Annotated in this window: 18 protein-coding genes; 3 read left to right on the forward strand and 15 right to left on the reverse strand. The window is 41.8% G+C overall.

Annotated features, from left to right (window positions below):
• Nucleotides 1–9 precede the first annotated feature (9 nt).
• From L3V38_RS03770 to ccoN, 5 genes are all read right to left on the reverse strand, one after another.
• Nucleotides 10–501 carry a FixH family protein gene (locus L3V38_RS03770; protein ID WP_237118418.1) on the reverse strand — a complete coding sequence of 164 codons (492 nt, stop codon included), beginning with the start codon at nt 499–501 and terminating at the stop codon, nt 10–12.
• A gap of 150 nt (nt 502–651) precedes the next feature.
• The gene (ccoP, locus tag L3V38_RS03775) at nt 652–1,617 is read right to left on the reverse strand and encodes a cytochrome-c oxidase, cbb3-type subunit III (RefSeq protein ID WP_062569270.1); all 966 of its coding nucleotides are present in this window, start codon (nt 1,615–1,617) and stop codon (nt 652–654) included.
• On the reverse strand, nt 1,614–1,799 hold the full coding sequence (locus L3V38_RS03780) for a cbb3-type cytochrome c oxidase subunit 3 (protein ID WP_062569269.1): 186 nt from the start codon (nt 1,797–1,799) through the stop codon (nt 1,614–1,616). The genes ccoP and L3V38_RS03780 overlap by 4 nt, the downstream gene beginning before the upstream one ends.
• A 5-nt stretch (nt 1,800–1,804) precedes the next feature.
• A complete protein-coding gene (gene ccoO / locus L3V38_RS03785; protein ID WP_062569268.1) occupies nt 1,805–2,479 on the reverse strand; it encodes a cytochrome-c oxidase, cbb3-type subunit II in 675 nt (224 codons plus the stop codon).
• A gap of 12 nt (nt 2,480–2,491) precedes the next feature.
• Entirely contained in the window at nt 2,492–3,925 is a 1,434-nt protein-coding gene (gene ccoN / locus L3V38_RS03790) for a cytochrome-c oxidase, cbb3-type subunit I (RefSeq protein WP_062569267.1), read from the reverse strand.
• Nucleotides 3,926–4,270: 345 nt separating this feature from the next.
• On the opposite strand from ccoN, the gene L3V38_RS03795 reads away from it, so the two are divergent.
• The 3 genes from L3V38_RS03795 (at nt 4,271) to L3V38_RS03805 (ending at nt 9,417) form a co-directional block, all read left to right on the forward strand.
• Entirely contained in the window at nt 4,271–4,681 is a 411-nt protein-coding gene (locus L3V38_RS03795) for a hypothetical protein (protein WP_237118419.1), read from the forward strand.
• Nucleotides 4,682–5,241: 560 nt separating this feature from the next.
• Nucleotides 5,242–7,941, forward strand: a complete 2,700-nt coding sequence (locus L3V38_RS03800; RefSeq protein ID WP_237118420.1) for a TonB-dependent receptor — start codon at nt 5,242–5,244, stop codon at nt 7,939–7,941.
• Between the two features lie 108 nt (nt 7,942–8,049).
• Complete coding sequence (locus tag L3V38_RS03805; protein ID WP_237118422.1) at nt 8,050–9,417, forward strand: hypothetical protein; 1,368 nt, start codon at nt 8,050–8,052, stop codon at nt 9,415–9,417.
• Between the two features lie 27 nt (nt 9,418–9,444).
• Here the strand turns inward: L3V38_RS03805 and L3V38_RS03810 are convergent, their stop codons facing one another.
• The 10 genes from L3V38_RS03810 to L3V38_RS03855 form a co-directional block, all read right to left on the reverse strand.
• Entirely contained in the window at nt 9,445–9,702 is a 258-nt protein-coding gene (locus tag L3V38_RS03810; RefSeq protein ID WP_237118423.1) for an outer membrane protein assembly factor BamE, read from the reverse strand.
• Nucleotides 9,703–9,713: 11 nt separating this feature from the next.
• A complete protein-coding gene (locus tag L3V38_RS03815; protein WP_237118424.1) occupies nt 9,714–10,547 on the reverse strand; it encodes a peptidoglycan binding protein CsiV in 834 nt (277 codons plus the stop codon).
• Entirely contained in the window at nt 10,547–14,020 is a 3,474-nt protein-coding gene (gene mfd / locus L3V38_RS03820) for a transcription-repair coupling factor (protein WP_237118425.1), read from the reverse strand. The genes L3V38_RS03815 and mfd overlap by 1 nt, the downstream gene beginning before the upstream one ends.
• Nucleotides 14,021–14,049: 29 nt before the next feature.
• Nucleotides 14,050–14,943 carry a carbon-nitrogen hydrolase gene (locus L3V38_RS03825; protein WP_237118426.1) on the reverse strand — a complete coding sequence of 298 codons (894 nt, stop codon included), beginning with the start codon at nt 14,941–14,943 and terminating at the stop codon, nt 14,050–14,052.
• Complete coding sequence (locus L3V38_RS03830; RefSeq protein WP_237118427.1) at nt 14,936–15,994, reverse strand: agmatine deiminase family protein; 1,059 nt, start codon at nt 15,992–15,994, stop codon at nt 14,936–14,938. Before L3V38_RS03830 ends, L3V38_RS03825 begins: the two co-directional genes overlap by 8 nt.
• 84 nt (nt 15,995–16,078) lie before the next feature.
• Entirely contained in the window at nt 16,079–16,672 is a 594-nt protein-coding gene (locus L3V38_RS03835; RefSeq protein WP_237118429.1) for a PilZ domain-containing protein, read from the reverse strand.
• 104 nt (nt 16,673–16,776) lie between these two features.
• Complete coding sequence (locus L3V38_RS03840; protein WP_130150046.1) at nt 16,777–19,950, reverse strand: multidrug efflux RND transporter permease subunit; 3,174 nt, start codon at nt 19,948–19,950, stop codon at nt 16,777–16,779.
• 14 nt (nt 19,951–19,964) lie between these two features.
• Complete coding sequence (locus L3V38_RS03845) at nt 19,965–21,167, reverse strand: efflux RND transporter periplasmic adaptor subunit (RefSeq protein WP_237118430.1); 1,203 nt, start codon at nt 21,165–21,167, stop codon at nt 19,965–19,967.
• Between the two features lie 254 nt (nt 21,168–21,421).
• Nucleotides 21,422–22,144 carry a haloacid dehalogenase type II gene (locus L3V38_RS03850; protein ID WP_237118762.1) on the reverse strand — a complete coding sequence of 241 codons (723 nt, stop codon included), beginning with the start codon at nt 22,142–22,144 and terminating at the stop codon, nt 21,422–21,424.
• A 40-nt stretch (nt 22,145–22,184) separates the two neighbouring features.
• On the reverse strand, nt 22,185–22,838 hold the full coding sequence (locus L3V38_RS03855; protein ID WP_237118431.1) for a peroxiredoxin-like family protein: 654 nt from the start codon (nt 22,836–22,838) through the stop codon (nt 22,185–22,187).
• Nucleotides 22,839–22,906 lie beyond the last annotated feature (68 nt).

The raw sequence follows: 22,906 nt of genomic DNA on the forward strand, positions 1-22,906 counted from the left end.
CAGAGTTTACTACTTATATTCAGGGCTAATCGAAATTGTTTCTTCAGTTGGTAGAATAATATCTTCTTTTAGTTTCCAACTACCATCAATAGGTTCAATAAACACTGTGTAAGCACCATTTACATGCGCATCTAATAGGGCTGTGAAATCGCCATGGGCGTTTTTCATCAGGCTAACATCAAAATCGTTTGCTTTAATGGTGCGGTGATAAAATGACATTTTTAAAGAATGCACATTACTTGCATCGCCTTTGGTAAAAGTGAAGGTTACTTTGTCGCCGGTCACATTTAAGTCACCATGTAAATAGAGCGCCTTTGCTTTGTTAAATTTACTGAGTTCAAGGTTGATAGCTTTGCCTTTTTTATAATAGTCATCAACAACCATGTCGGGTCCGTTGCCTATAGCCATATAAATAAGGCCAGCACAACCAATAATAGCGGCAAGTGGAAAAGAGATTAAAAACCAAGGCCAAAAATTTTTATACCAAGGAGTGGGGTTCATAGTACTTACTACCTTTAAAAACGTTGTACGCATTTTATCGGATCTAAAAGCAAAAGACTAAAAAAAAGCCTCCAGATGGAGGCTTTTTTGATCTTAATTAATCTATTGAATTAAAAGATTAATTGAATATACATTTTATTAACCGCGTGGTTATTTTTCTTGTGACAAGCTGTAAACGTACGCTGTTAACAGGTGTACTTTGTCTTCACCTAAAATGTCTTTCCATGCTGGCATTACACCTGCACGGCCATTGATAAGTGTTTCTTCAACGGCACGTTTAGAACCACCATATAACCAAATGTTATCAGTTAGGTTAGGTGCACCAAATGGTAAGTTATGAGCTACTGAACCTTTACCGTCAGCACCGTGACACGCAGCACACATTGCAAACTTAGCTGCACCTGCTTCAGCGTCTTTCTGGTTAACAGTACGGCCAGATAGGCTTAGTACGTGAGCTGTCATTTCTTTAATGCCTTGCTCACCTAATGCATCACCCCAAGGTGGCATCGCAGCAACACGACCATGAAGAAGTGTTTCTTTGATTTTATCTGGTGTGCCGCCATATAACCAATCGTTATCTGTTAGGTTAGGGAAGCCTTGACCACCACGTGCATCTGAACCATGACATTGCGCACAGTTTTGAGAGAATAAACGTTGACCAATTTCAAGCGCTTTTTCATCTTTAACAAGTGTCTCAATATCTTGTTTAGCAAATGCTTCAAAGATAGGGCCGAAACGCTCATCAGCTGCGATAAACTCTTGGTCTAATTGAACGTTTTCACCATTAGCTAATGCTTGTTCAGTTGCCTTTTTAGACTCTTCTAAAGAGGTGATACCTTGGTTAGAACTTGTCCACTTACCTAAACCTTCCCAGTTACCTAAACCTGGGTAAGCTGCAAGGTAGTACACAGACCAAATAAATGTCGCGAAGAACATGTAAGTCCACCACTTTGGTAGTGGATTGTTTAGCTCTTCAATGCCATCAAACTCGTGACCACAGCTCTCACCTTCTTTAACACCTGTGTAGTTTTTTAAGTTCCACAGAAGTAGGCCGAAGATGATAGCAAGACACGCAAGGGTTAAAACGATAACCCATATACTCCAAAAGCTAGTCATTTCTCAGACTCCTTTTCCTCGTTAGAGATTGTGTTGTTGTGTTTTTTTTCATCTTCAAATATGGCATTGGCAGCGTCATCAAAACGACTTTTGCTACGCTTGCTGTATGCCCATACAACAATCACAATAAACAGTACTAAAATTACCAGAGTCAAAATGCCTCTGTATGTTCCGTAATCCATAATAATTACTTCAAGTGTGTGCCAAGCTGTTGTAAGTAAGCAATTAGAGCTTGCATTTCAGTTGCGCCTTCACCATTGTTCATGGCTTCGATTTTCGCAATGTCAGCTTGTAGCTCTTCGTCGCTTCCATAACCTTTACCGTCGTAACGGCTACTCGCTTTGTCGATCCCGAAACTATCACGGAATATTTGAAGCTTTTTAAGAGTATGGGTCGTATCGACTCTGTTTTCGTCTAACCAAGGAAACGCTGGCATATTTGACTCTGGAACCACAGCACGTGGATCCATTAAGTGAGCATGATGCCAATCGTCTGAATAACGTTCACCAACACGAGCTAGGTCCGGACCAGTACGCTTAGAACCCCATTGGAATGGGTGATCCCATACTGATTCACCAGCTACAGAGTAGTGACCGTAACGCTCAACTTCGTCACGGAATGGACGAATCATTTGTGAGTGACAGTTGTAACAACCCTCACGTACATAAATGTCGCGACCTTCCATTTCTAAAGCTGTAAGAGGGCGTAGGCCATCAACAGGTTTAGTTGTATCGTCTTGGAACATTAGTGGAGTAATTTCAACAAGTGCACCAAAGCTGATTGCGAAGACAGTCAAGATAGCCATTAGGCCAACATTTTTTTCGACTATTTCGTGTTTGTTTTGTGAATTATTATTGCTCATCGTTCTACTCCGTTATGCCAATTGTGCGTCAGCGTCTAATTGCAGCGAGTCTTTTTTCGCAGCAACAGTACGATAAACGTTGTAAGCCATAATTAGCATACCTGTTACGATGAATACACCGCCTAGGAAACGCATGATATAGAACGGGTATGAAGCTTCTAAAGACTGTACGAAGCTGTACATTAACGTACCGTCTGAGTTTACTGCACGCCACATTAGACCTTGCATAACACCTGAGATCCACATTGCTACGATGTATAGAACAACACCCACAGTATGTAACCAGAAGTGCGTGTTAACTAATTTAACACTGTACATACGGCCTTGTGAGAATAGTGCAGGGATTAGGTGATAGATAGCACCAATAGAAATCATTGCAACCCAACCTAGCGCACCTGAGTGTACGTGACCTACAGTCCAGTCAGTGTAGTGAGAAAGCGCGTTAACTGACTTGATAGCCATCATCGGGCCTTCAAACGTAGACATACCGTAGAAAGATAGAGAAACAACTAAGAAACGTAATACTGGGTCAGTACGTAGTTTATGCCAAGCACCTGATAACGTCATGATACCGTTGATCATACCACCCCAAGATGGAACGAATAGGATAACTGACATAACCATACCTAAGCTTTGTGTCCAGTCAGGTAGAGCCGTGTAGTGAAGGTGGTGAGGACCAGCCCAAATATATAAAGAGATAAGTGCCCAGAAGTGAACTACCGATAGGCGGTATGAATAAACAGGGCGACCTGCTTGTTTAGGTACGAAGTAGTACATCATACCTAGGAAACCTGCAGTTAATAAGAAACCAACAGCGTTATGACCGTACCACCACTGAACCATCGCATCTACCGCACCTGCGTAGATAGAGTATGATTTAGTGAGTGAAACTGGAATTGCCATGCTGTTTACAATGTGTAATACAGCGACAGTAATAATGAAACCAGCGTAGAACCAGTTCGCAACATAAATGTGCGACACTTTGCGTTTGATTAGCGTACCAAAGAATACAACCGCATAGGTAACCCAAACAACCGCGATAAGAATATCGATTGGCCATTCTAGTTCTGCGTATTCTTTTGAGCTTGTGATACCTAAAGGTAAGGTAATCGCTGCTAGTACGATAACAAGTTGCCATCCCCAGAAGGTAAAGGCTGCTAGTTTATCTGAGAAAAGTCGCGTTTGACACGTACGTTGTACGACGTAATAAGACGTCGCAAAAAGTGCACTCGTACCAAATGCGAAAATTACTGCGTTCGTATGTAACGGACGTAGTCGAGAGTATGTTAACCATGGTGTATCAAAGTTAAGTGCTGGCCAAGCTAATTGGGCAGCAATCAGAACCCCAACACTCATGCCAACGATGCCCCAAATCACTGTCATAATAGCGAATTGGCGTACAACTTTATAGTTGTACTCAGTTTGTGATGCTACTGTTTGGCTCATTTTCTGGCTTCCGCTGCAATTAATGCGTTTAGAAATGAATTACCCACCTACTGTAAAATAAGCGGGCCCTACTATTACTTCACAAGCGTGTTACCCAAAGCTAGCCAAAGACGTTAACTTCAGAAAACAAACTCGAGAAACCCTTATTTTTGCGATGGAAATGATAAAATTTTTGACCTTAAAAAGATAGGTCAATTGCATAAAATTATGACATCAATCAAATTTTAACGTTTTGTTGGTTATTTTTTGTCAGCCATTGTGTTTTTTTAAGTCATTCGATTTAACATAGTTGTTTTTTACAGCACAGCTGACTAGTATCCGTTTTATTTTTACAGGCTAATAAAAATGAAAAACATCCCGCTTCTTTTAACGTTGTGCCTTTTAGCGACTGCTTGTGATAGGGAAAGTATAGAAGAGGCAAGTGTATCTGCAACCTGTAAAAATAATGACCATTGCTTATTTGCTGATAAAACTGAAATTTGGCTATCAGTACCTAACATTTCTCCTGAAACCCCATTTACAATTAATTTAAAGCTTCCTGAAGGGGCAAGTATCAATTCAGCAAAACTTGAAGGCGTGACTATGTACATGGGTTACATACCTTTGCAGTTTAAAAAGGGCGCCAATTACTGGCATGCAGATACCATGGTTGGTTTATGCTCAGAAAAAGTAATGACTTGGAAAATGACTGTATCTTATACAGGGGCGGATGATCAAACACACAGCTTATTATATTACTTTGACTCTCGTTATTAATAAGAACTCCTTTAAAAGCTAGCACTTAGAAATTTCTTTCCACTGTCTATAGCCGCACTTAAAAGTTTCATCAGTCTTTTTCAACAAAAAACGTTAAAAGTTGGAACTTATTACAATATTCATCCCCTAATAATGCATTCGTAAGCTAACTTTATCTATTTAGTTAGTTTTTGTGAATAACTATGGTTAGCAGATTTATTGACCTATTACGGTTTTTATAATGATGTGTGATCAACTTGTAAAAATTTCATATATAGGAATATTTGCTGAGCAATTACATTTGATTACAAAGTGAATACAAATAGTATCATTGGTGTTTTTTTTGTATCGTACCTTTTTTATCTTTATGTAATGTAAGTGTTTTTTATTGTTAACATTGATACATCGTGAAACCTTATTACCCCCATCAGGTACTTAAAAATTAAACTGTATTTTATTTGATCTCTCATTCAGTTTTCGTTCAGTTAAACCCGCCTAAGTTGCCCTCCGCTGACTCGTGATTCTAATAATAACGAGCGCTACCTAAATAAAGGTAAATTTCCAACAAGTAGGGTTTTCACATGAAAAAATCAATTCTTGGTTTAGCTGTTGTTTCAGCTATCCCAATGTTCTCAAGCATGCAAGCTTTAGCTGCTGATGATGCAGCTGAGTCAATCGAAAAGATTCAAGTTACTGGTTCACGCATCAAGCGTTCTGATATGGAAAACGCTAGCCCAGTAACAATTATTGGCGCTGATGACATTAAAGCAATGGGTGCAACAAGCATCGATAGCGTATTACAAAAAATGACTGCCACTGGCGGCGCGATGACTAACCCTGGTATCAATAATGGTTCAGGCGGTAACGCACGTATCGATTTACGTGGTCTAGGTTCTAGTCGTACATTAGTACTTGTAAACGGTCGTCGTATGATCGCTTCTGGTACAGGCGCAGCATCGACTGTTGACTTAAATACTATCCCAGTTTCAATGATCCGTTCTGTTGAAGTACTTAAAGATGGCGCATCAGCTGTATACGGTACTGACGCAGTAGCAGGTGTTGTAAATATTATCCTTAAAGATGATTTCGAAGGCCTAGACATGAACGCAAATACTGCGATCACTGGCGAAGGCGATGCTACAGAAAACTCAATTGACTTCACTGTAGGTACATCTTTCGACAAAGGTAATATCGTAATCGGTATGCAGTACACTGACCGTGGTAAAGCTTCTCAAGCAGACCGCGACTTCTCTGAGTGTCCTCTAGCTGAAGGTAGTAATGGCCTATACTGTACTGGTTCTTCATACAACGAAGGCGGTCACATTTGGAATGGTAATGGTGAAAAAGGTACAACGGTTAACGCTGAGGGTGAGGACATTCAAGTTTCTCTAATCAACGACAGCGGTGTAACAGGTCGTGGTGGTGATTATCATCGTTATGGCAATGCTGATGCCTACAACTACTCACCAGCTAGCTACCTTTACACGCCAATGGAGCGTTTAAACCTTACAGGTATCGCGACATACGAATTATCTGACGATACGTCGTTATTCACTGAATTCACATACACTAAGCGTTGGTCAGAGCAACAAATGGCTCCACAACCAGTATGGTTCGATTTCGAATACACTGAAAACATGGGTAACGCACTTCTTAGCCAAAGCTATGATGAGCGTGTTGATCTTGATGGTGACGGCTACCTAGATAAAAATGCTGATGGCAGCTACGTGACTCAAGAAAGAAACTACCAGTACGGTGATATGATTTCTTACGGCCGTCGTATGTCTGACACAGGTGCTCGTTACTTCGAACAATCTGTTGATACTGTACGTGCTGTTGTTGGTGCACAAGGTTTCATCGGCGATTACTCTTGGGACGTTTCAGCTAACTTCGGTCGTAACGACTCAGTAGATAAGCTAAGCAACCTTCACAACATGGGTGCTATCCAAGACCAAATTCTTGAAGGTACTTTCAACCCATTAGACCAATCTGCATGGGTATCTGATGACTTCCGTAAGAATGTTTACACTGAAGTAAACAACGGTGGTAGCCAGTTATTCATCCTAGCTGCATCTGTTTCAGGCGAAATGTTTGAAATGCCAGCTGGTTATGCTGCATTCGCAGCAGGTGTTGAGCGTCGTCAAGAGAAAGCATGGTACACACCAGATTCTCTAACAGCACAAGGCCTTGCAAACGATCCAATGGTTGAACCAACTGCAGGTGGCTTTGACGTAAACGAAGCATACGTTGAGTTTGCATTACCACTATTAGCAGATGCACCATTTGCTCAAAATGTTGAACTAAGCGCTGCTATCCGTGCGTTTGATTACAGCACATTTGGTTCTGACGAAACGTGGAAACTAGGTTTAACATGGAAAGCAAACGATGAATTAATGCTACGTAGCGTTGTTTCAACAGCATTCCGTGCGCCGACAGTTGATGAGCTTTACTCAGGTAACTCACCATCTTTCGAGCAAATCACATTCCCAGGTGCTCAAGACCAAGCTGAAGTAACTGTTGGTGGTAACTCACTACTTACTCCAGAAGAAGCTGACACGCTAACAGCTGGTATCGTATATGACCCAGAGTGGCTAGACGGTTTCAGCATGACACTTGATTACTACAAAATTGAAATCGAGAATGCAATTGCATCAGTAAACGAGCAATACATTGTTGACCAATGTTTAGCTACGTCTAACAACGCAAATACGACACTTTGTCAATCTGCTAACATCAGCATGGACAGCACAGGTCGTGTTAAATTCAACAACCAATTACAAAACATTGGTTCTGAAGAAACGTCTGGTTTTGACCTTAACTTAACATACAGCTTTGAAGCTGCGGGTCTTAACTGGAGAGCAACGCTTGATACAACATACCTAGACGAGTACGTTGTAACGGTTCTTGATGACACAGTTGATTACGCTGGCCTTATCACTTCTGGTTCAGGTGGTTATGCTGACCTTAAGTCTAACTTCACGTTATCAGCACGCGGCGAAAGCTGGGATGCAACATATAAAGCACGTTACATCGCTGGTATGGATAGCTACCTATGTATCGATGATTCAAGCTGTTTAGCGCCTACAACACCATCTGTTGTTTATCATGACATCAGCGGTTCATACATTGTATCTGACCGTGTGACGTTATCTGCAGGTGTTAACAACTTGTTTGATAAAGAGCCACCTTACTACTCAGGTAACAATGACTCAAACACTGACCCGTACACATACGATGTACTAGGTCGTCGTTTCCACGCTGGTATTAACGTTAAGTTCTAATCTAGCTTGAAATGAATACTAAGGCCCAGTTTTTACTGGGCCTTTTTTATTGTCTGAAAGTCTATCAACGCGTAAACTATAGAGGTATTTTTAACAAACGAGGTAATATTGCTTAAACAAGACGAAAACTTATCTTTTATTATTGAGCCTGAGCTTAACCCACGTTCAGAGCAGCGTCTCGACCTGTATTTCTCTATTCCCAATGAAATGAGTGTGAACCCGCAAACACTCAGTGAAGAATCCTATTTTAATAATCATTTTAAATCGCACTTAGCTTATAATGCTAACAACATTCACTTACCTTTAGTACGCAGTCGCTTTGTCAGTAAAAATAAAGGTGAGCAGCAAGATTATCGCCAAAACTTAAACTTGTATTGCTACCAAGTAAGGCTTGCATTGAATGCCGATGTGAAAGACACCTTGCAATATAAAGAAGCAGAATTATTTTACCCCGCAGCAATAGAGCTATGTGAACAAACTCAAGGTCTTCTGAAAAAGTTAAGACGCTATACCCCAGATGATGAAAAGCTTTTACCATTTTATAAGAACGCAGATAATTATTTAAGTTGGCACGTTGAACAATCATTTTTAAAGCTATTAGACGAGGGGCCGCGAAGTAGTGACTATGCAAAAGAGCGAGGTGATTTACTGCAATTTTGTAAAGCGGAAAATAACTACAGAGAAGAGCAAGAATATAACTCGCAATCAACCATAGAGGATGCCAATCGCATTACGAATAAAATGCGGTTATTGCAGCGCTTAATTGAGCATGGCGTCATTTTAAGCCGACATACGCGTTACTTGAATAGTTACCTAAAACGTATGGTTAAAGGCACAGTCACAGCAGTTATCATGGCTTTTGTGATGCTTGTTGTGCTTAATGCGCGTTCTAACTTTACTGAAGTCACAGCCACATTGATTTTGATTTTAGGAGTCATTTATGGTCTACGTGAGATATTTAAAGAAGATATCACGCGGGTGATTTGGCGTGCTATTGTTAGAGGGCGTCCAAAGTGGCGTTTTCAGTTTAGAAATAGTATTACAAAGGATAAAATTGCCAGTCAGTATATTTGGCTTGAGTATACCTCTTTTAAGCGTATTCCTCTTAAGGTAAGGAAAATCTTTTCAAAACGTCGCCACCAAAATAAGCAGGCTGCACAGTGGTTACATTTTGCTAGTGAAACGCAAGTTAATGCGAAAAAGTTCTTGCCTGGTTATGATAGCTTGCAGCAAACAATTAACTTTAGTTTAGCGCCGTTTGCTCGTTACTTAAAACGTGGTGAAGGAAAGCTGTATCATTTAGAGAGTAATAAAATATCAAAACAGTCTGTTGAAAGACGGTATCAATTGAATTTGGTGCTTGTGTTTAGTGAAAGTGGGCAAGAAACGTTGTATCAACGCTATAAAATCACGTTAAATCGCAGCAAAATAGTGAATATAGAACAAATTTACAGCCAAGTTGAAGAAAAGGAGTAGGGTAGCTTGAGCCACCCTACGAGGAAGTTATTTACCGTCTAAACCTGTTTTGCTATATAGCGAAACTTTGTCAGAAACGAGTGTTATTTCGATATTTTTATCTTTGTTACCCCAAATACAGTTAGTGTGTAGTGTTTTTTCTTCACACTTATCAGCAGAGCCCAAAATAGCCTCTACTTCTGTTTTATCCATACCGATTTTGATCTTTTCGTAATTTTCTAAACTTACTTTTGAACAGCCAGCTAATGCAAGCGCTGTTGCAGCAATTACCATATATTTTTTCATAGTCATTTCCATTAATGGTTGTAGCGTCGTATTTGTACAATCATCCCCATTCTAGGATGATCGAAATAGTGTATTTCATTACTTATCACACGTTTAAATTGTGAGAAGCGAGCTTTCTCGTAGTCACCAGTCTCTAAACGTTTGCTAATATCAAAGTCGGCATTAATGAAAAGGTAATGGCGTACATAGATTTTCATTAAACCATCTAACTCCCACTTAGGAGCACTTTGTATTGTGTCAGGTATATATTGCTGTGTAGGTGAGACCAAGCTTATAAAGTCGTTATCAACATTTGGAGTAGTTGATTGTTCAGCTTGTAAATGCTCTCCAGCAAATAGGCGTATACTGGGCGCTCTTGATTGGCTCATTTCAGGGAAACGCCAACCGGTATGTAAAATAGGGGTCAACCCTTTTCTATCCAGCTGGTTTTTTTGTTCAGTAAATTGTAAATCTGATGAAGCGATAAGATATATTTCATTAGTATCTTCACGAGACTTAACTGAAGGTGTAACAGGTAATTGCGTATAGCTAGATAAAAAGTCAACACTATCATCACACACATTAGAGTGTGGTGAGTTGCTAACTAGACTGTCTGTAAATGAGTTTGATTTAAAACGACTGTCACCCTCTATACAGGCTTGCCTTGCTTGTTCTTCAAGGGCTGGCGTGAGCAAATCCAGTTTGTTTTTTGCATTGATTTCATCGTGTTTTAAACTGAAATCTTCTTGTAAGTAAGGGGCAGGGCGCTGTTTATAAATAAGAACTTCAATTTCGAACCAGCGAGTTGCAAAGGCTGAGCTCGTAAATAAGCAGCAAAGCAAAATAAAACTATTTCTAAACAACATTAATGGCTAACCTTTTTTTCGAAATCTGCAATCATTGCAGTGACCATTTTTAAGCGTTCACGAGGATTTGCCTCGCTAATAGCAAAGCGCAGTTTGTTTGCGCCATCCATTTTGTACACCTGCGGTGCACTTTGTATCAAACCTATAATGAAGCTAGGGTTAACCTTTGTATGTTGGCTAAACTCAAAATAGCCGCCTTTCGGGTTTGCTTCAATCTTCTTAATGCCAATATGACTTGCTTGTAGTTTTAATTGCTGCAGACTGAATAAGTTTTTCGTGGCGTCAGGCAGCAGACCAAAACGGTCAATCAGCTCGACCTGTAACTCGTCCATATCATTGAGGTTAGCACAGCTTGCAATACGTTTATAGATACCTAAACGCGCATTTACATCATGAATATAATCATCAGGTAATAACGCAGGCAGCTTTAAGTCAACTTCAGTTTGCTGACCGAGCAAGTTCTCAAGGGTTGGCTCTTTGCCTTCTTTGAGGGAGTTAACCGCCTGTTCAAGCATTTCCATGTACAAACTAAAGCCAATGGTTTGCATTTGACCTGATTGATCATCACCAAGCAGCTCACCGGCACCACGAATTTCTAAATCGTGCGTTGCTAGGGCAAAACCTGCACCTAGGTCTTCCAGTGATTCAATTGCTTCTAGGCGCTTAACGGCATCCTTAGTTAACGATTTGGGGTTGCCAGTCAGTAGGTAGGCATACGCTTGGTGGTGGCTGCGGCCAACACGGCCACGCAACTGATGCAGCTGTGCAAGACCGAGTTTATCCGCTCTATCCATAATAATGGTGTTGGCAGTCGGTACATCGATACCGGTTTCGATAATCGTGGTACACACAATCACGTTATATTTTTGGTGATAAAAATCACTCATAATTTGCTCAAGCTCGCGCTCTCGCATTTGACCATGTGCGGTTGTTACGCTGGCTTCAGGTACCCATTCAGTGATTTCTTCTGCAACTCTGTCTATGGTTTCAACATTATTGTGTAAGAAATACACCTGACCACCGCGTTTAATCTCACGCAGAATCGCTTCGCGAATAAGTTCAGCATCTCTTTGTCTAACAAAGGTTTTAACCGCTAAACGTTTCGCTGGCGGTGTGGCAATGATTGATAAGTCACGCATACCACTCATTGCCATGTTCAACGTACGTGGGATAGGGGTCGCAGTGAGCGTTAAAATATCGACATCGGCACGTAATGCTTTGATTTTTTCTTTTTGACGCACCCCAAAACGGTGCTCTTCATCAACAATCAATAAGCCCAAATCTTTAAATTGAATATCTTGTTGAATAAGTTTGTGAGTACCAATCACGATATCTAATTTACCCTCGGCCATTTTATCTAGGGTATCTTTTTGCTCTTTGGTTGAGTTAAAGCGAGATAAAACGCCCACCTCGATTGGTAAATCGGCAAAGCGGTCTTTAAAGTTTTCATAATGCTGCTGTGCAAGTAGTGTGGTGGGTACAAGTACCGCAACTTGCTTATTATCATTCACGGCTACAAAGGCTGCGCGCATTGCCACTTCGGTTTTACCAAAGCCAACGTCACCACATACTAAACGGTCCATCGCTTGCTTGCTTTGCATATCACCGAGCACAGACTCAATGGCGTTGCGTTGATCGTCAGTTTCTTCAAATGGGAAGCTGTCGCTAAACTGACGATAAGCACTGCCATCAAGGTTAAATTTATTGCCAGGCTTTGCTTGGCGTTTTGCGTAAATATCTAACAGTTCAGCAGCCACATCACGGACTTTTTCAGCGGCACGTTTCTTTGCTTTTTCCCATGCATCGGAGCCTAATTTATGGAGCGGGGCAGAGGCTTCTTCACCACCAGAATAGCGGCTAAGCATATGTAACGCAGAAACGGGCACGTATAGCTTTGCCTCGTTAGCGTAGATTATCGTAACAAATTCAGTGATCACACCGGCAGCATCGATAGTTTCAAGGCCTTGGTAGCGGCCTACACCATGATCAAGGTGAACAATTGGCTGGCCTTCGCGTAGTTCAGCAAGGTTACGAATAAGCGCATCTTGGCTGGCTTCATACTTATGTTTTCGACGGCGACGTTGCGAGACCTTAATGCCTAATAATTCTTGCTCTGTGATAATGGTTAAACGCGGTTTACCGTCTAACACCACACTTTGTTCAAGCGGTGAAACAATAAGGCCAACATCACTCGAACTATTGGTAAAATCGCTAAACGATTCAAATTCTTTAAGCTTTAAACCACTTGGTTTTAATAAGGTGAGTAATGATTCGCGGCGGCCATCCGATTCAACCGAGAGCAGCACGCGGCCTTTTTGTTTTTTCTCGCCGGCAACATAGTCAATTAAACCTTGGTACGGTTCATGTAACTTATGATCAATACGTACATTCGGCAGCTCTTTACTAGCAAGGTTTGTGTGACCCGCTTTGGTGCCTAACTTAGCTTGTGATAAACGAATACGTGCATATTTACCAAACTCACCAAATAGTTCATTAACGCTTTGATACAGCTTTACAGGTTCAAGTAAAGGTCTGAGCGGATCAACACGGCGGTTTTCATAGCGTACATTCACATCATGCCAAAACTGATCCGCAGCATGCTCGATATCGCCAAAATGCATAAACGTCGTATTGCTTGGTAAGTAGTCGAAGATGGTTGCCAGTCCATCAAAAAACAGGGGCATGTAATATTCGATACCCGCAGGCCAGGTTCCTTTAGTCACCTGCATATAAATTGAGTCTTGCTCAGAGCTTGCGCCAAATTGTTCACGATAGTTGATACGAAAACGCTCAATGTCAGCGTCGTTAGTTGGAAACTCGTGAGCGGGCAGTAACTCAATTTTGTCGACCTTTTCATCTGAGCGCTGGCTTTCAACATCAAACAAACGAATGCTGTCGAGCTCATCATCAAAAAAGTCTAAACGAAATGGGTGAGGGCTACCCATAGGGTATAAGTCAACGATAGAGCCACGGATAGCGTATTCACCGTGCTCCATCACTTGTTGTACATGTAAATAGCCCGCTTGTTCTAAGTTTTCACGCAGTGTGTGAGTATCTAAGGTATCACCCACTTTAAAGTTAAGGGTTGAACCATAAATAAACGAAGCAGGGGCAGTACGTAGCATCAAGGTCGATACAGGCACAATTAGTACGCTTTGTTGTTCTTTTTTTAAGGTATTTAACGTGGCTAAGCGCGCAGAAATAATATCTTGATGGGGCGAAAAATGATCATAAGGTAGCGTTTCCCAGTCAGGGAAGACCATGACTGGGTTTTCAGGCAATAGAAATTCGAGTTCAGTTTCAAGGCGTAGGGCGCTTGGTGTGTCTGGGGTGACAATCACAACCAGCTCGTTGTGTTGTTTTACACCTTCTGCGATGGCGATGCTAAGTCCGCTACCGGTAAGTTGTCCCCATTGAATTTTATCTTTTTCAGATTTTACCCAAGGCAATGCTGCCCATTGCGCAAACGCCATTTACTACTCCTTTAAACTGTTTTTACTGCTTAGTCTCGATAAATCTTGGTTAAGTCCTGATAGTGATCGATACGACGATCACGAAGGTAAGGCCAAATTCGACGAATGTTTTCACTACGTGCTTGGTCTAATTCAACAACTAATAATTGCTCATCGCTGTTGTTCGCTTCGGCTAAGATTTCACCTTGAGGACCCGCGATAAACGAGTTGCCCCAAAACTGAATACCTTCACTTTGACCGCTCGGATCACTTTCGTGGCCAACACGGTTACAGCTGATCACAGGTACACCATTGGCAACTGCATGAGCACGTTGTGAAATAACCCAGGCGTCTTTTTGACGTGTTTGCTCGTCTTTTTCATCACGCGGGTCCCAGCCAATAGCTGTTGGGTAAATTAAAATTTCAGCACCAGCCATTGCCATTAAGCGTGCAGCTTCTGGGAACCACTGATCCCAACACACTAATACGCCTAGTTTACCAACAGAGGTTTGAATAGGCTCAAAACCTAAATCACCCGGTGTGAAGTAAAACTTCTCGTAAAAGCCTGGGTCATCAGGAATATGCATTTTACGGTATTTACCGGCAATGCTGCCGTCAGTTTCAAGTACCACAGCAGTATTGTGATAAAGACCCGTAGCACGCTTTTCGAATAATGATGACACGATCACCACATTGAGTTCTTTGGCAAGTGCACCTAAGGAGTCTGTGCTTGGGCCCGGGATTGTTTCTGCTAAATCAAAAACGTCTACATCTTCGGTTTGGCAAAAATATAAACTGCGGTGTAGCTCTTGAAGAACAATAAGCTTAGCGCCTTGGCTTGCTGCATCACGAATACCAGCAATTGATTTAGCCATATTGTCTTGAGCATTATCGGTGTTTGATTGCTGAACAAGAGCAACCTTTAAATGCGTTGGTTTAGTCATTGTTTGTTCCTGCTAAAAAGCCGCGCGGTAATTGCATTGTAATACAGTGTAAGCTGCCAAATTGGTGAATAATTGGCACACAATTAATACCCACCACAGTGTGATCTGGGTATGCTTTGGCAACCTGACCAAGCGCCAGTTGGTCGTTTTCGTCACCATAAATTGGTACTAAAACGGTTTTATTGATAATTAAATAATTAGCATAGGTGGCAGGGAGTCTGTCACCGTCTTCATCGAATACCGCTTTTGGCCAAGGTAAGGCAATCAGCGTGTAGTTTTCACCTTCTGCTGTCTTAAATGTTTGCAGTTGCTTTTCCATTGCATCAACGGCTGCAAAGTGCTCATCATTTTTATCGTCGCACTTAACATAAACAAGGGTATTGTTTGGTGCAAAACGTACCAGCGTATCAATATGGCTGTCGGTATCATCACCCGCAAGGTAACCGTGATCAACCCAAAGAAACGACGTAGCGCCTAGTTGCTCAACCAGCGTTTGTTCTATATCTGCTTTTGTAAGTTCTGGGTTACGATTTGGGTTTAATAAGCATTCGCTGGTTGTGAGTAGCACGCCGTGTTCATTGATCTCGACACCACCGCCTTCAAGAACCAGCTCACTTTGCTGATAGCCATTTTTAGGGTTAGCCACTTGTTTTACAAGCACTTGATTAATTTGATTATCAAGATCACTTGCAAACTTATTGCCCCAGCCATTAAAAATAAAATCCATTACTTTTAACTCTGTTGCGTCATCAATATTCGCACAGGTTAATGGACCATGGTCGCGTGCCCAGGTATCGTTACACGGTGTCACTACAAAGTGAATGCGATTAGCATCGACATCTGCATTTGCAAGTAAAGCTGCAATATGTGCTTTTAGGGCATTATCATGGGCCACAATCACAACATCTTGTTGTTGGCTTATTGCTTGGCAAAGTGCTACATACACAGGTTCAACAGCTGTTAAATTTGCTGCCCAATCTGTGTCTTGGTGAGGCCAAGTGAGCATAACGGCATCTTGCTCAGCCCATTCAGGTAAAAGTCTAAATTTCATGAAGGTATTAAACAAACTAAGGTGGGGCTAGTTTAGCATTTTAGCCATAGATGTCAGCTTTTTGTGCGCGATAAAGCGTGATTTTTAACTGTCTTGCTGATTGTTTTCTTGCTGACGTTTTTTAAGTTGGCGTGTTTGTGCGTGCAAGGCCGCTCTTACGACTAAATCTTGGTCAGCATCACGAATGGCCGTAAACAATAAAGTATATTGGTATTTATCATCATCGCATTTTTCAATAGCCACTAATTCGGTATAGCAATAAATAGCTGATGCTTCGTGTTGCAAGAATAACTTAGTGCGAAATGTTTGGCCTAATTCATACACATCAGTTGAGGTAAGTTTTACACCGCCACCGCCATAACTATCGCAATAGTTTGCGTTATCGTCAGGCTGCTCTGAGGCTAAGATGTGACTCATAATTAAATCAATTTTACGAGACTGCGCCTGTAAAAAGGCTGCCAGTTCTTGTGCAACATCACCTAGATTACGCAGTGGTCGTAAGCTTGTTTGCTCAAGTTCGTTTACTTCGTTGGCAAGTTTAAATAGAGCAGGGATATCCGCTTCAAGTTCAGCATTGGTTTTTGGCACAGCACTTGGTTCAACGGCATATAAATTGACACGGTTGCTCTCGTTGATTTGAAAAAACTGTTCAAATTCGGCTAATTTTTGATTATTCATGCTGTACTCCACACATCTTTCCTTAATACTAGCGTTGGAAGCTGTAAATTGCTAGTAATCAAATAATCAAAAAAAGGGCAAACTCATTGTTTGCCCTTCATTTTTTACAGATTACCCTCTTGGGTTTTGACATGTTCTTGTTGATGATGTTCTGCTATCTCATCAGCAAGCTCTTGTCTTGAGCGTTTTTCAGTTAATTTACGCGCTGTTAACCAATAAAAGAACAGCGGCACAAAGAATACTGCAAGGAATGTTGCGGCCATCATACCGCCCATTACACCGGTACCAACACTATGACGGGCACCTGCACCTGCACCAGAGCTCAGCACTAAAGGCACTACGCCTAAAATGAATGCAAGCGAAGTCATAATGATTGGTCTAAAACGTAAACGTGCAGCCTCAAGTGCAGCAGTACTTGCGCTCCAGCCTTGTTGATGTTTCATCAAGGCGTATTCAACGATAAGAATCGCGTTTTTACTGGCAAGACCAAGTAGTGTTACCAGACCAATTTGGAAGTACACATCGTTTGTCATGCCAACAACCCAAACTGCTATAAGCGCACCAAAGGTACCAAATGGCAGGGCAAGCATAACTGAAAATGGTAATGACCAACGTTCATATAGCGCTGCTAAAATCAAAAATACCATGATCACAGCAAGGCCTAAGGCAATTCCTGTGGTGCCCGAACTGCGTTTTTCTTGGAATGCAGAGCCTGTCCATTCGTAGGTCATATTAGGGGGCAACACGGCTTGTGCAATTCGTTCAACCTCAGCAATGGCTTGACCTGAACTATAGCCTGGCGCTGCATTACCCATCAGTTTAACTGCTGGTAAGTTGTTGTAGCGGTTAAGGTTTTCTGGACCACGACTATACTCAATCGTGGTAAAGGCTGAAAGCGGTACCATAGTACCTTGGTTGTTTTTAACATAGATACGGCCAATGTCATCAGGCTTCATTCTAAACTCAGGTTCAGCAGACATTAGTACTTGCCATGCGCGACCAAATTTATTGAAGTCGTTAACGTAATAAGTACCTAAGTTACCCGCAAGGGCATTAAATGCAGCATCTATCTCAACACCCATAGCACGCGCTTGCTCACGATCAATATCTACTTTTAATTGTGGGGCATCTGGTCGCCAGAGTGTTTGCAGACCACTGATGATAGGGCTCTTTTGCGCTTCGGCTGTCATTAACTGCATGGCTTGCTGAAGCTTATCAGGGTCACTATCACCTTTGTTTTGAATGTAAAATTCAAAACCACCGGTATTACCTAAACCAAAAATAGCCGGAGGATTAAAGGCAAGCACCAGCGCCTCTTTAATACCTGCTGTTTTCATGAATAGTTCTTGCACCAATGCTTTGGTATCAACTTCACGTTCATCCCAATGCTTTTGTGTCACGAATAAAGTGGCAGCACTATTTTTATAACCACCGCCAATAAAGTCAAAACCTGTAAAGGCCACCACGTTCTCGTTAGCAGGGTTTGACTGCACTGCTTTTACAACTTGTTGCGTGACTTGTTCGGTGCGCTCAAGTGATGAACCGTCAGGTAAGAAAATCGCAGAGATGTAATAACCTTGGTCTTCATCAGGCACTAATGAACCAGGCGTATTTTGCCAAAGGCCTATAGTTGCAACAATCATCCCCGTCATAAGAATTAAACCGAGTAAACCGCGCCGAATCATAAAGCCAACGGCACCAACATATCGCCCTGTGATTTTTGTAAAAGTAGCATTAAACCATAAGAAGAAACGGGCTGTTTGCTTGTGTTCTTGTTTTAAAATAAGCACACAAAGAGCAGGCGTCATTGTTAAGGCGACCACACCCGATAAACTTACAGCAATCGAAATGGTAATTGCGAACTGGCGGAATAATTCACCAGTTAAGCCACCTAAAAATGCGATAGGCACAAACACTGAACACAGTACGAGAACAATCGCCACCACCGGGCCGCTAACTTCACCCATCGCCTTAACCGCGGCGTCTCTTGCGCCTAAGCCTTCTTCGTGCATGATACGCTCAACGTTTTCAAGCACCACGATGGCATCATCAACAACAATACCAATCGACAGCACCATGCCGAACAAGGTGAGTGAGTTAATTGAGTAACCCAGCATGTACATGCCGGCAAATGTGCCCAGTAGTGATACTGGCACTGCAAGAGTAGGTATTAAGGTCGCGCGCCAGTTTTGTAAGAATAAATACACGACTAAGAATACCAATACCATAGCCTCAAGCAGTGTTTTTACTACTTCACGAATCGATACTTCAACAAAGCGAGTTGTGTCATATGAGGTTAAATGAGCAAGCCCGATAGGGAACTGACTTTTCATTTCTTCGATAACACTGTTTACTTCTTCAGCAACATCTAGGGCATTGGCGCCAGGTTGTAAGAAGATACCCAACAGTACCGCTTCTTTGCCGTTTATTGTGCCTTTAAAGTTATAGTCTTTTGAACCTAGCTCAATGCGTGCTACGTCTTTTAATCTTAAGCTACTGCCATCAAGATTTGAGCGAATAATAATATTTTCAAATTGCTCAGGCTCTGACAAACGCCCTTGTGCCGTCACACTGTAAACCAGTTCCTGAGGAGATTTAGACGTTGGTGTCGCACCAATTTTACCGGCAGCATATTGTGAGTTTTGCACACGAATGGCGGCTGAGATTTCTTCAACAGTGACACCGAGCTGGCTCATAACATCTGGACGTAACCAAATACGCATGGCGTAATCTTTGGCACCAAATATTTGCACACTCGTAGTGCCTGGAATACGTTTAATACGATCCAGCACATTCATAGTGACATAGTTTGATGTCCACAAACTTGAGCGAGAACCATCTGGTGAATAAAAAGCGTGTACCTGTAAAAAGCTAGAAGAGCCTTTTTGTACTACCACACCTTGGCGGCGTGTTTCTTCTGGTAAGCGCGCTTCAACCTGCTTAACACGGTTATTAACATTGACTGCGGCCTGATCGACATCAGTGCCAATTTCAAATGTTACTTCGATTGTGGTCGAACCCGAGCTAGTTGATGTAGACGACATATACATCATGCCCTCAACACCAGTTATTGCATTTTCGATCGGCGCTGCCACTGTTTGTTCGAGTACCTCAGCAGATGCACCTGGATAGGAAGCTGTCACTTGCACTACAGGAGGCGCTATTTCAGGGTACTGAGCAATAGGTAAGCTGCGCATCGCAGCAAGCCCCGCAAGCACAATAACAATCGATATAACAAACGCGAAAATCGGTCTGTCTATAAAATAACGAGAAAACATAAGACTCCCTGTGCTTATTCTGCGTGGCTTGAGTTAGCGGCTGGTTTGCCAACATTGACTGGCATACCTGGGAAGAAAATACGTGCCATGCCATCAACAATAACTTGGTCACCTTCTTTTAAACCACTGCGAATTAACCAAAAATTTTGGAATTGCTCATTGTTTGGTTTTTTTATCCATTCACCCACTTCAACAGGCGCAGGTAGTGCTACATCCATACCTTGTTCATTTTTACTTACAACATAAACAAACTTGCCTGTGCCGTTATCGAGTACGGCGCGTTGTGGTACGATGATGGCATTTTTGCGTACCGCGCCAGTTAGCTCAATTCGGACAAATTGGCCAGGTCGTAACTGAAAATCAGGGTTTGGGATCACAGCTTGAAACTCGCTGGTACCGGTGTTCGGATTAATTCGTACATCAGAGAAGTTCACTTCGCCAGTTTTAGCGTATAAAGAACCATCTTGAAGTTTTATTTGCGTTCTCCAATGGCCTTGCTCTGGTAAAGTTAGTGAGCCATTTTTAACATCTTGACGCATTTGTAGTTGTTCGCGCTCTGATAAGCCAAACCGAATACGTATAGGGTCAAACTGGGTCATTTGCGTGAGTAAAACGTCAGGGCCTGAAACAAACGTACCTTCAGAAACAAATTCACGTCCCATCACACCCGCAACAGGTGCTTTTACTTGGGCATATTCAAGATTTAATTGTGCTTCTTTTAGCGCAACCTTGGCCGCTGCAAGGTTTGTTTTGGCAATATCATTAGCTGAGCTCGCGTTATCATAATCGCGTTGTGAAACTGACTTCTCTGCACGCAGTTTTCCTAAACGTTTAACGTCTCGTTCAGTTTGTACCAGCGATGCCTTAGCACCATCAAGAGCCGCCTGGGCACGATCAACAGCAAGCTGGTATGGTTCAAGATCAATAGTAAATAGTGATTGCCCTTGCTCAACACGCTGGCCTTCTTCAAAGTTACGCGATTCTAAAATACCCGCTACACGCGCTCGAACTTCAACTTCTTTAGAGCCTGATAGGGTTGCTGGTAATTCAATCGTGAATGGTGCATCTTCTGTTTTTATGGTCATTGTAGCAACAGCAGCAGGATGCATTTGCTCTTGTTGTTTAGGGGCTTCGGAACAGCCTTGCAATACAAGTGGTGCAGCGATCAAAAATAGTATAGATAATGATAATTTGGCAGGTGCGAAAGACAGACGCATGTTTACTCCACAGTCCAATTGTTAAGTATAGTAAGCATAGTCGATAGCCCACAAGTCATGAAAAGGCGAACCATGCTAGGATTAAGCGCAACCAGTGTATACCTAAAACTTTTAAAGGTACACCATTTAGTTTACTTTTTGGTTTGTTTTTTAGACTAAATAATGAATGCTCTATACATTAAAATTACTGAGTTGTGTGCGAAGCGAACAATAAAAGTATGAAGACTACCGTTTGTAGTCTTCTGAGGGTTTAATTAACGATTAAGTAGTAAAGCGAGCTCTTTTATATCATTAACAATGTAGTCAGGTTTTGTCGCTAGTGGGTATAGCGCTTTACCTGGTCTTGCAACAAAGGCAGTTTGCATACCTGCGGCTTTTGCACCAGCGACATCCCAACCGTGAGCGGCCACCATCAGCGCCTCATCTGGTGCTACATCAAGTTGTTTAAGTAGCCACTGATACGAGCGAAGATCGGGCTTATATACCTTGATATCTTCAACGCTGTATCGGTCGCTAAAAAAACTCGTCAACTCAGCGTGTTTAAATTGCGCTGCTACCCCTTTATTTGATGAATTAGTAAAGCTTACTAACTTAAAGCCTTTATCATTAAGCTGAGCAAGTCCGTGCTTTACATCAGGGTGTGCTGGAAGAGATAAAAGCGGTGGTACAATCGCTAGTTTTGCTTGCTCTTTAGTAATAATAATTTGATGGTTACTTGCCACCATCATTAATGCTGCGACACCAATTTCACCAAAATCATGGTAGTCATTCGTCACGGTGCTAACTAATGAGTGATGTAGCATGGTCGAAAACCAAAGAGGCAATAGTTGTGTTTGTCCGTTAAGTGCTTCTCCGACAGAATGCCTCATTTGTTCAAGGTCTAGTAAGGTTTCGTTAACATCAAATACAATTACTTTTGGGGTTTTAAGAGGTTGACTTTTTGCCACAGCTGCACTCCCAATAAAGGTGCTAAACATTAATATACAAGCACATAATAATTTAGTTGATAGACTGACATTACGCATTCTGCAACCCTTTTGCCACATTTAAAACATCACTTGGCTCTGCACGCAGAGTATAGTCTTCTTTAGCAAATGCATATTGAACAGTACGGTCTTTATCAATAACGTAGGTTGCAGGCAGAGGAAGTTCATAACTGTTATCCCCATTTGCAGTAGGAATATCTAAGCCCAGCTCTTTATATACTGGAATTAAGCGCTCATCTAATGTGAACACTAATCCACATGCTTTTGCTAGTGTATTTTCAACATCTGATAAGACCGTAAAGGCTAATTCATTCTGTTGTTCAGTTGATAACGAGTGATCAGGTAACTGTGGTGAAACTGCTACTAGTTGAACATGGTGTTTAGCAAACTCGTCCTTCAGTGCATTTAGCGCACGTAATTCTAAGTTACAGTATGGGCACCAACCGCCACGGTAAAAACTAAGCACCACAGGTCCTTTGTCTAATAACTGCGAGAGTGTCACGGTTTCACCATGACTATTTGGCAAGCTAAAGTCAGGAAATACGGCGCCTACTGGTAATGCATGTTGATTTAACTGCTCAGCGATCAGTTTCTCGGTGGTAATGTCCATTAAGTTTAGGATATCGCTCGGAACATTTGCTTTTTTCTGTACTTCGAATGCGTCAATTTGGCTTTTTAAAGACATAGTGTGGCTCCAGACCATTAGGATAAAAAATGCAGTATAGTGTTTTATTTTTTTATATATACTAGGCA

Source organism: Pseudoalteromonas sp. L1 (assembly GCF_021728095.1).
In the GTDB taxonomy this organism is placed as follows: domain Bacteria; phylum Pseudomonadota; class Gammaproteobacteria; order Enterobacterales; family Alteromonadaceae; genus Pseudoalteromonas.